The sequence below is a fragment of the Streptomyces sp. NPDC058221 genome (assembly GCF_042882365.1).
Lineage (GTDB): Bacteria > Actinomycetota > Actinomycetes > Streptomycetales > Streptomycetaceae > Streptomyces.
On record NZ_JBHVWF010000088.1, the window covers coordinates 23,172 to 35,123 of the forward strand.

10 protein-coding genes are annotated in these 11,952 nt (G+C 73.2%); 4 read left to right on the top strand and 6 right to left on the bottom strand.

What is annotated here, in order from left to right; all coding sequences use genetic code 11:
• Positions 1-82: 82 nt before the first annotated feature.
• Positions 83-1,405, top strand: a complete 1,323-nt coding sequence (locus ACFVW8_RS25200; protein WP_389693686.1) for a sensor histidine kinase — start codon at positions 83-85, stop codon at positions 1,403-1,405.
• 184 nt (positions 1,406-1,589) lie between these two features.
• Here ACFVW8_RS25200 and ACFVW8_RS25205 read toward each other — a convergent pair whose 3' ends face one another.
• A complete protein-coding gene (locus ACFVW8_RS25205; RefSeq protein ID WP_389693688.1) occupies positions 1,590-2,123 on the bottom strand; it encodes an SUKH-3 domain-containing protein in 534 nt (177 codons plus the stop codon).
• A gap of 10 nt (positions 2,124-2,133) precedes the next feature.
• Positions 2,134-2,667 (bottom strand): YwqJ-related putative deaminase, encoded by a 534-nt coding sequence (locus ACFVW8_RS25210; RefSeq protein WP_389693690.1) that lies wholly within the window; start codon positions 2,665-2,667, stop codon positions 2,134-2,136.
• A gap of 304 nt (positions 2,668-2,971) precedes the next feature.
• Between ACFVW8_RS25210 and ACFVW8_RS25215 the strand changes: the two genes are divergently transcribed.
• Together ACFVW8_RS25215 and ACFVW8_RS25220 are read left to right on the top strand one after the other, a co-directional pair.
• Positions 2,972-3,949 carry an SMI1/KNR4 family protein gene (locus ACFVW8_RS25215; RefSeq protein ID WP_389693692.1) on the top strand — a complete coding sequence of 326 codons (978 nt, stop codon included), beginning with the start codon at positions 2,972-2,974 and terminating at the stop codon, positions 3,947-3,949.
• 5 nt (positions 3,950-3,954) lie between these two features.
• Positions 3,955-6,453 (top strand): SUKH-4 family immunity protein, encoded by a 2,499-nt coding sequence (locus ACFVW8_RS25220; RefSeq protein WP_389693694.1) that lies wholly within the window; start codon positions 3,955-3,957, stop codon positions 6,451-6,453.
• A 103-nt stretch (positions 6,454-6,556) separates the two neighbouring features.
• Here ACFVW8_RS25220 and ACFVW8_RS25225 read toward each other — a convergent pair whose 3' ends face one another.
• The 4 genes from ACFVW8_RS25225 to fmt all read right to left on the bottom strand — a co-directional run bounded on the left by ACFVW8_RS25225 (position 6,557) and on the right by fmt (position 10,980).
• Positions 6,557-7,573 (bottom strand): sugar-binding transcriptional regulator, encoded by a 1,017-nt coding sequence (locus ACFVW8_RS25225; protein WP_389693709.1) that lies wholly within the window; start codon positions 7,571-7,573, stop codon positions 6,557-6,559.
• Positions 7,574-7,737: 164 nt separating this feature from the next.
• On the bottom strand, positions 7,738-8,418 hold the full coding sequence (gene rpe / locus ACFVW8_RS25230) for a ribulose-phosphate 3-epimerase (RefSeq protein ID WP_389693696.1): 681 nt from the start codon (positions 8,416-8,418) through the stop codon (positions 7,738-7,740).
• Between the two features lie 122 nt (positions 8,419-8,540).
• A complete protein-coding gene (locus ACFVW8_RS25235; protein WP_389693698.1) occupies positions 8,541-9,974 on the bottom strand; it encodes an RsmB/NOP family class I SAM-dependent RNA methyltransferase in 1,434 nt (477 codons plus the stop codon).
• A 73-nt stretch (positions 9,975-10,047) separates the two neighbouring features.
• Positions 10,048-10,980, bottom strand: coding sequence for a methionyl-tRNA formyltransferase (gene fmt, locus ACFVW8_RS25240; RefSeq protein ID WP_389693700.1), 933 nt, complete (start codon positions 10,978-10,980; stop codon positions 10,048-10,050).
• Positions 10,981-11,221: 241 nt separating this feature from the next.
• Here fmt and ACFVW8_RS25245 point away from each other — a divergent pair, with 241 nt between their 5' ends.
• A complete protein-coding gene (locus ACFVW8_RS25245) occupies positions 11,222-11,764 on the top strand; it encodes a hypothetical protein (protein ID WP_389693702.1) in 543 nt (180 codons plus the stop codon).
• The last annotated feature ends 188 nt before the right edge of the window (positions 11,765-11,952 follow it).

Below are 11,952 nucleotides of genomic sequence, written 5' to 3' on the forward strand. Positions count from 1 at the left end.
CCTGGGCGGTCTCTGCCCGAACGTGCGACGTGCTGTCCAGGTCACCCGAAAATGAGGTGCGCCCGCCCGTACGCTGGATGCCATGACCGCAACGGGGGAAGACCGGGAAGCGGCGGGCCTGACCACCCGCGGCTACTGGTGGTGGGAACGGCGACGGAGTGTCGCACTGGATGTCGGACTGGCGCTGTTCTCGGCGCTGGAGTGTGCGTTTGAAGGGGTGCAGTTCGCGGGGGACACCGGGTTGCCGGTGCCGCTGGCGGTGGTTTTCGGGTTCTTCGCGGGGTCCGTGCTGCTGGTGCGCCGGCGGTGGCCGATCGCGGTGGTGCTGGTCTCGGTCGCGACGACGCCGGCCGAGATGGGCTTCCTGATGAGCCTGGTCGGCCTGTACACGCTGGCCGCGTCCGACGTGCCGCGGCGGATCACCGTGGTGCTGATGAGCATGTCGCTCGTGGGCACGTTCATCGTCACGTACGTACGGCTGCGGCAGGGGGTCTCGGCCAGTGCCGACTTCGGTCCCGGCGACTGGTACGTCCCGATGCTGTCCCTCTTCATGGCGGTGGGGCTCACCGCGCCGTCGGTGCTGTTCGGCCTCTACATAGGGGCCAGGCGTCGGCTGATGGAGAGCCTGCGGGAGCGGGCGGACTCGCTGGAGCGGGAGCTCTCACTGCTCGCCGACCGGGCGGAGGAGCGGGCCGAGTGGGCGCGTACGGAGGAGCGGACCCGAATCGCCCGTGAGATGCACGATGTGGTCGCCCACCGGGTGAGCCTGATGGTGGTCCATGCCGCGGCGCTCCAGGCGGTGGCGCCGAAGGACCCGGCGAAGGCGGTGCGCAACGCGGCGCTGGTCGGTGACATGGGGCGGCAGGCGCTGACCGAGCTGCGCGAGATGCTCGGGGTGCTGCGCACGGGGGAGCCGATGGTGGCCCGGGTCACCAAGGTGCCGCTGACCTCGGTCGGGCGGGCGGCGGCGGTCCCGGTGGAGGACGGGCCCCGGCTGCACGAGGTGGAGACGCTGGTCGGGGAGTCGCGGGCGGCGGGGATGACGGTGGAGCTCTCGGTGGAGGGCGAGACGCGTCCGTACCCGCCGGAGGTCGAGCAGACGGCGTACCGGGTCGTTCAGGAGGCCCTGACGAACGTCCACAAGCACGCGGCCGGCGCGAAGACGTGGGTGCGGCTGGCGCACCGGGGGGCGGAGGTGGCCATGCAGGTGGAGAACGGTCCTTCGGACTCGGGCACGGCCGACGCGGGGTTGCCCAGTGGGGGCAACGGGTTGGTGGGGATGCGGGAGCGGGTGCTGGGGCTGGGCGGGGTCTTCGTCTCCGGTCCTACGGACGCGGGCGGTTTCCGGGTCTCCGCGGTGCTGCCGGACGGGGGCGGGGCCCACTCCGGCCCGTCCGGCGTTTGAGGACGGAACCGTGGCGGTGTGCGCCGGGGACTCCGCGTGACCGCGTCCGCGATGGCTGCCGGCCCCCGGGCCGGAGGGTTCCGTCCTCAATCGCCGGACGGGCTGGGGTGTGGTGCCGGCCCCCGGGCCGGAGAGTTCCGTCCTCAATCGCCGGACGGGCTGGAGCGCGGCGCCGGGCGGCCGGTCAGGCCGAGGTGAGGCGGGTCGGCTGGGTGCCGGTGACCAGGGTGGCCAGGGCCTGGTCGATGTCCGGGCCGAGGTACCAGTCCCCCGTGTGGTCCACGCTGTAGACGCGTCCCTCCGTGTCGATCGCGAGCACCGCCTGCCCGTCCCCCTCCTCGCCCAGCGGCGCGACCTCGGTCTCCAGCGCGCGTCCGAGATCGGCCAGGGTCCGGGCCAGATGCAGCCCGTGCAGGGGGTCGATCCGTACCGCTGCCGGCGCGATCTGCCGGCCGGGCGCGGTCGCGGTGATGTGCAGGCCGCCGAACTCGGCCCAGGCCTCCACGGCCGCCGGGAAGACGGCGTGCTGATGCCCGGCCGGCGAGGCGTGCGAGCGCAGCGCGTCGGCCCATTCCTCGGCCTGCCGGATGTCCCAGCGGCCGGGCTGCCACCCCGCGGCGCGCAGGGCGGCGTCGACGGCGACGGGGAAGCGGGTGGAGGTGTGGCGGTCGTGGTCCGCCGGGCCCGTTTGTCCGGGGAGGTCGTTTCGGTCGGCCATGGGAGCGCGGTCAGCCCTTCTCGGCGGTGGTCGCCGCCCCGGTCGTGGTGAGGTCGACGGGACGTACGCCGAAGTGGGCGAGCATCACCGAGCAGGAGCGACAGGGCGGTGCGTAGCTGCCGTGCATGGGGTCGCCGTCCTCACGGATGCGGCGTGCGGTGAGCCGGGCGTGCTTGAGTGCGCGGCGGGCCTCGCCGTTGGTGAGCGGCTTGCGCTGGGCGCGCTTGGAGCGGCCGGTTTCGGCGGCGGTGAGGTGCCGGGAGAGCAGTATCGCCTCGGGGCAGCGGCCGGTGAAGCGTTCCCGCTGTCCGCTGGTGAGGGTGTCGAGGAAGTCCTGGACGAGGTGGTGCAGTACGGGCGGCTGGTCGCCCTTGCCCGCGGTGCAGGTGAGTGTCTCGCCGCGTACGGACAGCGCTGCGGCCACGGCGGGCAGGATGCCGTCGCGGCGGTGGGTCAGGCGGGGCGCGTGGCTGGTTTCGGTGCTGCTCCAGCTGAGTCGTGGGTCCCCGGATGTGACGGTGTGTGCAGAGTGTGCGGTGTGCATGGTGCTGTGTCCCTCCCGTGCCCGCAGCGGCTGCTGCCGAATGTGCACGCCCCCGTGTATGCGGGTGACAGCCTGCCAAATGTGTCGGGTCGTGTGAAAGCTGGGTCGCGGAAAGGTGTGCGCGTGTCGCGCGACGGTGGCCCGGCCGTCGCTCATCCGTCACGTGACCGTGACGGTTGGTGACGGAATCGGGGCGGAAGCGGAGGGGCGGGCCTCGTTCTTGCGGCACCGCATAGGCTGTGCCTGGACCGCCCCCATGGGCAGGTCGGTCCTCATCAGCCAGACGCAGCAGGGGGCAACCGCCATGACGACAGGTCGGCTCGGGCAGCAAGCCGCGCCACCGAACGGGGCCTACGCCGGGCAGCTCGTGAACTTCCCGGATCCTGTCCGGGCGTCCCGCCACCCCAGAGGTGTGCGCATGGACGGGAACGGGTGTCCGGAGTTCGCGCCGTACGCGCGTGCTGCCGCCGAGATCGCGGAGCCTCCGCAGGGCTTCGGTATCGACGAGCTGCGGCTCACGGACTACGTGTCGGCGAACGCGGCGCTGGCGGCCAGCGGCCATGAGCTGTGGGACACGATCCCGGCGGTCGCCACTCCGCACGGCTGGACCTGGCATCACGTGCCGGGTGGCCGGCGGATGGAGCTGGTCCCGGTCGAGGTGAAGGCGCTGCTGCGGCATCACGGCGGTCTCGCGACGACGGCGGTGGACCAGAGCAAGCGGGGGACGCGTCCGCTGCAGGAGACCAGGCCAGCGCACTTCCGGCTCCCGAAGGGGGCCGTGGCCGTGAGCGAGCAGCAGGTCCAGGGGGTCGAGGAGGATCTCGGCTACCGGCTGCCGGGTGCCTACCGTTCGTTCCTGAAGGCGGCGGGCGGTTCGGCCCCGGTGGGTGCGGCGCTCGACGCGGAGCTCGGGCTCCTGGTGGACCAGCCGTTCTTCACGGTGCGCGAGGAGGCCGCCGTGAACGACCTGGTGTACGTCAACAAGTGTCTGCGGGACCATCTGACCAAGGACTACCTGGGGGTCGGTTTCGTCCAGGGCGGCATTCTCGCAGTGAAGGTCCGGGGCCAGGGCATCGGCTCGGTCTGGTTCTGTGCGTACGACGATGCGCGGGATCAGGACGGCTGGAGTGTCCAGGAGCGGGTGGACCGGCTGCTGTTGCCGTGCGGTACGGACTTCGACGCCTTCCTGCAGCGTCTCGCGGGCAATCCGCCGGAGCTGGAGACGGTCGCGAATCTGATGGTGGACGGCGGCTTCGCGCGCGCTGTCCCGGTGGAGGGGTGAGCGCGATGGTGACCTTTGCGCAGGCGCAGGAGCGCGCGGACGAGTGGGTCAACGGTGATGTCCCGGCGTACCAGCACCGTGAGGTGCGGGTGCGTGAGTTCGAGCTGGGTTTCGTGGTGTGGGCCGAGGACCGTGCCGAGGGCCCGGTCTCGGACGGGGGCCGGCAGCGGCTGGTGATCGCCCGGGACAGTGGTGAGGCGACGCTGTGGCCGGGGCTCCCGGTCGGCGAGGTGATCCGGCGGTACGAGGAGGACTACGGCGCCCCGGATGTGGCGCAGCCGGCTCCGGAGCCGCCGCAGCGCATCGATCTGAATCAGACGTCGTTCCTGTTGAGCCCGCCGGAGTGGCTCCAGGAGGCGGCGGACAAGCTCGGTATTCCGGACCGGCGGGCGGAGGGTGCCGGGGAGCAGGCGCCCGCTGCCCCGGCAGCTCCTTCGCCCATCCCTTCTCCCTCTTCTCCTTCTTCTCCGTCGGACGGGCGGGGTGCGTACGAGCCCACCGCGTATGAGGGTGTTCCGGCGTCCTCGCCGCAGCCGCCGGTCGGGGCTACGCCTTGGGCGGGGACCGATACCAACGCCGGCTCCGACGAGGGTGAGGTGGGGCTGCCGGCCACGGTGTTCGCGCCGCCGCTCTCGGGTGCGGACGACGAGGGTGAGCCGCCGCGGGTGGTGTCGGCCGATGCGCCGACGGCGCTGATGTCCGGTGGCAGCCAGCTGCCCCGGACGGCGATCGCGCCGGGTCTGGACCGTCCGGGCCCGGTCGCTCCGGGCCCCGGTGGTTCCGCCGGCCCGGACCGGTCCGGCTCGGGGGACATCTCGGAAGAGGCCACCAGCAAGGCCGCTGTGCCGCCGCGGGGTTCCCGTGGCGGGGGTTCGACGACTCCGCCGCCGCCCGGCGCCCCCGGCGTTCCGGGTGTGCCGCCGGGTGCGCCGGTGCCGCCGCCCTCGGGGCCGGGTGCGCCCGGCGCTCCGGCGGGCGGGTACATGCCGACGCAGCTCGCCCCGCAGCAGGGTCCGCCCGGTGCGCCGGCACCTCCCGGTCCGCCCGGGGCGCCGACGCCCCCCGGTCCGCCCGGTGGCAACGTGCACCAGGCCGCCACGATGTTCGCGTCCCCGTCCCCCAGCCAGGGCGGCCAGTCGGTTCCGCAGCCGCCCGGTCCGCCCGGCGTCCCGGGTGCTCCGCAGCCTCCTGGCCCGCCCGGTCCTCCCGGGTCGACGCCTCCTCCCGTCGGGGGTGCGCATCACGCGGCGACGATGCTGGCGGGTCCGGCGCAGACGGGTCCGGGCGCGCCGCAGCCTCCCGGCCCTCCCGGTCCGCCGCCTCCTCCCGGGTCGACGCCGCCGCCCGGTGGCGGTGTGCACCACGCGGCGACGATGCTGGCGGGCCCGGCGCAGACGGGTCCGTCGGCACCGCAGCCGCCCGGTCCGCCCGGTCCGCCCGGTGCACCGATGGGTGGCGCCCCCGGTCCCGTACCGCCGCCCGGTCACACTCCGCCGCCGGCGTACGGGTATCCGCAGGCGCCGGCCGGTCAGCCGACCGTGGGTCCCGGTTACCAGGCGGTGCTGCGTTACCGCGGGCCCGACGGCAGTGAGCAGCAGCTGATCCGCCGTTCGGCGCCGGGCACCCCGCACCCCGAGTGGCAGATGCTGCACGAGCTGCGGGCGATGAACGTGCCGCCGCAGCAGGTCATCGAGCTGCACACGGAGCTGGAGTCCTGCGAGCTGCCGGGCGGTTACTGCGCCCGGATGATCCGGGAGACCTGGCCGCAGGTGCGGATCACGAGCGTCGCTCCGTACGGCACCGACCACGCGAGCCGGCAGCAGGGCATGCAGCATCTGCTCACCCATCAGGGCGAGCTGCACCAGGTCGCGGACGGTCCGGCGCGTCCGGCGCCGGTCCGTGCACCGCTGCCGCAGCTGCCGCCCGCGATGCCGGTGCCTCCGGAGGCCATCGCGGAGGAACTGCTGCAGACGTTCGGTCCGCAGGGCGTGCTGCGCTTCGATCAGCGTGCGGTGTCCCGGCAGGGGGTGCCTGAGGTCGTGGCCCGGACGCTGGTGTGGGCGGGGCTGCCCGCCGACTTCGGGCCGTTCTTCTGGGCCCAGCCGGGGCAGCCGGTGGTGCCGACGCTGGCGGAACTGGCCGCGCAGCGGCAGGTGCAGGCGGCGTCCGACGCGGGGTCGTACCTCGTGATGGGTTCGGACTTCGGCCGGGCGATCTGTGTGCAGTACGGGACGGCGAACATCGTGGCCGTGCCGGTGGAGGCGGGGCCCGGCGGGCAGCCGGTGCCGCCGCAGTTCGTGAACACGGGGCTGCCGGAGTTCACCCGGTCACTGGCCCTGCTGGGCCGGATGTGGCGGCTGCGGTTCGGGCTCAACCCGGAGCAGGCCGGCCGCTGGACGGTCGACTTCCAGGCGCAGCTCGTCGCGCTGGACCCGGCGGCGCTCGCGTCGCCGGAGAGCTGGTGGTCGGTGCTGCTTGAGCAGATGTGGGACGGCCTGATCTGATCGTCGAACATCCGTAGTACGTCAGTGGGCGTGGGGGCCCCGTGGCGGCGGGGGGGGGGGGGGGTCACCCCCCCCCCACCCCCTTCGTTCCGGTGGGCTCAGCTCACTCCCCGTCCGGGTCGGCCCGCTCCAGTGCGGGCCTGCGCGGCGCGTCCGAGTCGGTCAGCAGATAGTCGGCGGCCGCGGTGTCCGTCACCAGGCTGGTGACAAGACCGGACCGCAGCACCGCTCCGATCGCCGCGGCCTTGCGCTGGCCGCCCGCGATCGCCACCACCTCGGGGATCCGGCGCAGCCGGTCCGCCTCGACCGTGATGCAACGCTCGCCGAGGTCACGGCCGACCCGACGCCCGTCCGAGTCGAAGAGGTGGGCCGACATCTCGGCGGCGACGCCGAGCGAGGCGTAGTGCTCCCGCTCCTCGTCGGACAGCATGTCGTGGACCGTGGAGATGCCGGGCTCCCAGGAGCCGATGGACACCGCCGCGACTGTCACCTTGTCGAAGTACTCGAAGGCACGGGCGATCCCGGTCTGGTGACGCAGCGCGGCGGCGGTGGCCGGGTCGGGCAACAGCATCGGCGCGTAGATGGGGTGGGCCTCGCCGCCGGAGACCTGCGCGGCCCTGCGGACCGCCTCGACCGAGCCGCGCTCGGCGGTCCCCGCGTCATACACCCCGGTGAGCTGCACGACCGTGCACGGCGGCAGCCGGTCCAGGGCGGCTGCCATGTGGATGGTCGACCGGCCCCAGGCGAGCCCGAGCACGTCGCCCTCGTTCACCAGTTCGCCGAGCAGGTCGGCCGCGACCTCGCCCAGGTTCTCCGGGTCGGCGGCGTCGTCCTGCTCCTCGGCGGGCGATTCGACCACGACCGCGTGGCGCAGCCCGTAGCGGGCGCGGAGCGCGTCGGAACGCTCGGCGTCCAGCTCGGCGGGGACCCGGATCTCGATCCGTACGAGGTCACGCTCCAGCGCCGTCTCCAGGACCCTGGCGACCTTGAAGCGGCTGACGCCGAACTCCTCCGCGATCTGGATCTTGGATTTGCCCTCGAGGTAGAAGCGGCGGGCCATGGCCGCCGCCTGCACCAGCTCCGCGGGCCCCATCCGCAGGGCGGACCGGCCCGCCGACATTGCAGACACCGCGTTCTCCTCACTGCTGTTCACGCTCTCGATACGCCGTTCATCCTGTCAGATACGGCGATCCTTGATCGGTCCCGTCGGACCGCGTTCATCTGCCCTTGGCCGGGTCGACCGGCAATCGGGGGCCGGAGCGGCTGCCTGCTCCGTCACCCGGGTCAGTGGCCGCACCACTGCGCCGAGGAGATCGCCCCGTCGGCCTTGGTGCGCAGCGCCCGTACCGCCGCGGCCGGGTCCTTGGCCCCGTACACCGCGGAGCCCGCGACGAAGACGTCGGCGCCCGCGTCGGCGCACCGCTCGATCGTGGACTCGGAGACCCCGCCGTCGACCTGGAGCCACAGTTCGAGACCGTGCCGGGAGATCAGCTCACGGGTGCGGCGGATCTTCGGCAGCATGATGTCCAGGAAGGACTGGCCCCCGAAGCCCGGCTCCACGGTCATGATCAGCAGCATGTCGAGCTCGGGGAGCAGGTCCTCGTACGGCTCGATGGGCGTCGCCGGCTTGAGCGCCATGGACGCGCGGGCGCCCTTGGCCCGGATCTCCCGCGCCAGCCGCACGGGGGCGGCGGCGGCCTCCGCGTGGAAGGTGACGGATCCCGCCCCTGCCTCGACGTACTGCGGGGCCCAGCGGTCCGCGTCCTCGATCATCAGATGGCAGTCCAGCGGCGTGGCCGTGGCCCGGCTGAGCGCTTCCACGATCGGAACGCCGAGGGTCAGATTGGGCACGAAGTGGTTGTCCATGACATCGACATGGAGCCAGTCGGCGCCTTCGACGGCCTGCGCCTCCTCGGCGAGACGTGCGAAGTCGGCGGAGAGAATACTGGGGTTGATCTGGGCCATGGGCCAAGCCTGCCATGTTCTGCGGCACTTCCCCGCTTCGGTGCGCCCCAAAGCCTCACGGGATCATTACGGTTCGCACATTCCCGGCGTTTTCGCCCCCGGTCCGGGGGCGGCCGGTGTGTTCAGCCGGTACGCCGCAGCACGGCGAGGTACATCGCGTCCGTGCCGTGCAGATGCGGCCAGAGCTGGACGTCCGGTCCGTCGCCCAGGGCGGGCACCCCGGGCATCAGCGGACGGGCGTCGACCCACTCGGCCTCGACCGGTGCACCGCCGCGACCCTTGAGCACGTCCTCGACGACCACCCGGGTCTCCGCGAGGTGCGGGGAACAGGTCGCGTATCCGACGACGCCGCCGATCCGTACGGCCTTCAGTGCCTCGCGCAGCAGACCGCGCTGGAGCGGCGCGAAGCTCTCCAGGTCCTCCTTGCGGCGTCGCCAGCGGGATTCCGGCCGGCGGCGCAGCGCGCCGAGGCCCGAGCACGGGACGTCCATCAGGATCCGGTCGAAGGAGCCGGGCTGCCACGGCGGGCGGGTGCCGTCGGCGGTGATCACCTGGTAGGGGCCCGGGTTGCCGGCGAGGGCGCGCTCGACGAGGCGGGCCCGGTGCGGCAGCTTCTCGGCAGCGAGCAGTGCGGCGCCGCGTCCGGCCGCGAGGGCGGCCAGCAGGGCGGCCTTCCCGCCGGGGCCCGCGCAGCCGTCGAGCCAGCGGCTGTCGCTGCCCTCCAGCGGTGCGTTGGCGAGCGCGGCGGCGACGAGCTGGCTGCCCTCGTCCTGGACGCCGGCCCGGCTCTCCTGCACGGCGGTCAGTGCGCCGGGCTCGCCGCCCTCGGCCATCCGCACGGCGTACGGGGACCAGCGGCCCGGGAGTCCGTTCTCCTCGCCGAGTGTCTCCAGCAGCTCGTCGGTGGTCGAGCGGCCGGGCCGGGCGACGAGGGTGACCTCGGGCCGTTCGTTGTCGGCCTCCAGCAGGTCCTCGATGCCTGCGCGGCCGCCGCCCAGCGCGTCCCAGAGCGCGGAGACGATCCACCGGGGGTGCGAGTGCACGACGGCGAGGTGGTCCTCCGCGTCGTCCTCGTAGGAGGGCGCGACCCGTGCCACCCACCCTTCGAGGTCGTCCGCCGACACCTTGCGCAGCACGGCGTTGACGAATTTGGCGCGCCCCTCACCGAGCACCAGCCGGGCCAGCTCCACACTGGCGGAGACCGCCGCGTGCGTCGGGATACGAGTGCCGAGCAGCTGGTGCACGCCCATGTTCAGCACGTCCAGGACGGGAGGGTCGACCTCCCGCAGCGGGCGGTCGATGCAGGCGGCGACGATCGCGTCGTAAGTGCCCTGCCGACGCAGCGTCCCGTAGACCAGCTCGGTCGCCAGCGCCGCGTCGCGGTTGTCGAAGTCGCCCTTGGCGCGGGCCTTCTTCAGCAGCGGGGGAAGAGCGAGGTTGGCGTAGGCGTCGCGCTCGTCGACGGCCCTGAGCGCCTCGAAGGCGAGGAACCGGACGGGGTCCTTCTGCGGGCGGCGGTGCGGTGTGGCGGGACGGCGACGTGGCTGGTCGTTCACGTGAAAGGTGCTCCGCTGATGGTGAGAGGGCGAACCTCCCCAGCCTACGTCCCCGCCCAGGCCCGGACGGCCCTCAGATGCCGACGAGCTCGCCGGGAACGATGCGTACCCCGCGCGCCCAGTCCGCGGCGCGCATCGGCTTCTTGCCCTGCGGCTGGACCCAGAGCAGCTCGACGGCGTGCGATCCGGTGCCCACGTACACGTTGTTCTTGGCCGCCGACAGCTCACCGGGTGCCAGATCGGTCCGGTCCAGGACGGGCACGGCCTGGACGAGCTTGAGCCGTTCCCCGCGGAAGAGGGTCCAGGCACCGGGAGCGGGGGTGCAGCCGCGGACCACCCGGTCGACGCGCAGGGCGGGCGCCGACCACTCGACCCGGGCGTCCTCCACGGTGATCTTCGGTGCGAGCGCGACCCCTTCGTCGGGCTGCGGAACCGCGTGCAGGGTGCCGTCCTCGATGCCGTCCATGGTCGCGGCGAGCAGCCCGGCACCGGCGAACGCCAGCCGGGTCAGCAGATCGCCGCTGGTGTCTGTGGGCCGGACCTCCTCGGTGAGGACGCCGTACACGGGCCCGGAGTCGAGTCCCTCCTCGATCAGGAAGGTGGAGGCACCGGTGACCTCGTCGCCCGCCATCACCGCGTGCTGCACGGGGGCGGCGCCGCGCCAGGCGGGAAGCAGCGAGAAGTGCAGGTTGACCCAGCCGCGGGCGGGCACGTCGAGTGCGGTCCTGGGCAGCAGCGCCCCGTAGGCGACGACCGGGCAGCAGTCGGGCGCGATCTCCCGCAGCCGCGCCAGGAAGTCCTCGTCCCGTGGCCTGGCCGGCTTGAGCACCTCGATCCCGGCCTCTTCGGCCCGCTCGGCGACGGGACTGGCCACCAGACGGCGGCCGCGCCCCGCCGGCGCGTCGGGCCGGGTCACAACGGCGGCTACCTCGTGCCGGCCGGAGGCGATCAGGGCGTCCAGTGCGGGTACGGCTACCTCGGGGGTGCCTGCGAAGACGAGCTTCATGGGTGGCTGACTGCCTCTCAGGCCGAAACGTTACGGTGACGAGCAACGCACAAGTCTATGGGCCCGGCGGCCCGTGCCGGCCCAGGGGGCGTACGCACCGTTGCGCGCCCCTCGCACGTGCGGATACGCCCCCGGAGCGTGACCAGATCCCCGGGTGAGGCGTTGGTCAAGAGAGATTGACCGAAGCGAGCCGCCACGGTGCGGCCCGATCCCTTTCAACGCCGGTTCGAGAGGCTTCTTCATGGCCGACCACGCAACCCACGACGCCCAAGCGCGGGCCAGCCTGCATCTTCTGGTGCGGGACATCGAGCGGGTCCGGCGGCAGGTGGACGCGCTGCGCACGCTCACCGCCCAACTGGGCAACGTCTACCGTCCGCGCCGCTCCGGCCCGTCCGCAGGCTTCGTCGTCTACGGCAGGGCCCCGGCCCCCACCGTCAGGCTGGCGCAGGAACTGCGGGACAGCGTCGAGACCCTGGTGACGGCGGCAGTGGACTTCGATCGTTCACTGGGCTTCTCCTGGGACGCGGTGGGCTCCGCGCTCGGAGTCACCAAACAGGCTGTCCACCGCCGCTACGGCGCACGGCGCGCCACTCCCCAGCCCCTGCCGGCCGAGGCCGCGGAGCCCTTGGCGCAGCGGCCGGTGCCGGTGGTGCCGGGGTCCGCCGCTCCGGCGCTGCCCTCCGTGCCTGCCGCACGATCGATGCCGCCACAGCCGTCGCCAGAGCGTCCGCCGTCGCGCGAGGATCTGCGCCCGGGCGCCTTCCCGGGACCGCGCAACGGCTGACGCTCCCGGGGTGCGGGGGCCTGGGGTTCGGGTTTTTTGTCCTCAATCGCCGGACGGGCTTGATGTGCGGGTGCCCCCGCAGGGTGCGCCTGTCCGGTGGGTGGGGGGCGGTGCCCCTCCGGGGCGTCTCCTCAAAAATGGCGTGTTCACCCGGGTCCGAGAGGGACCCGGGTCGTACGCCATTTCCT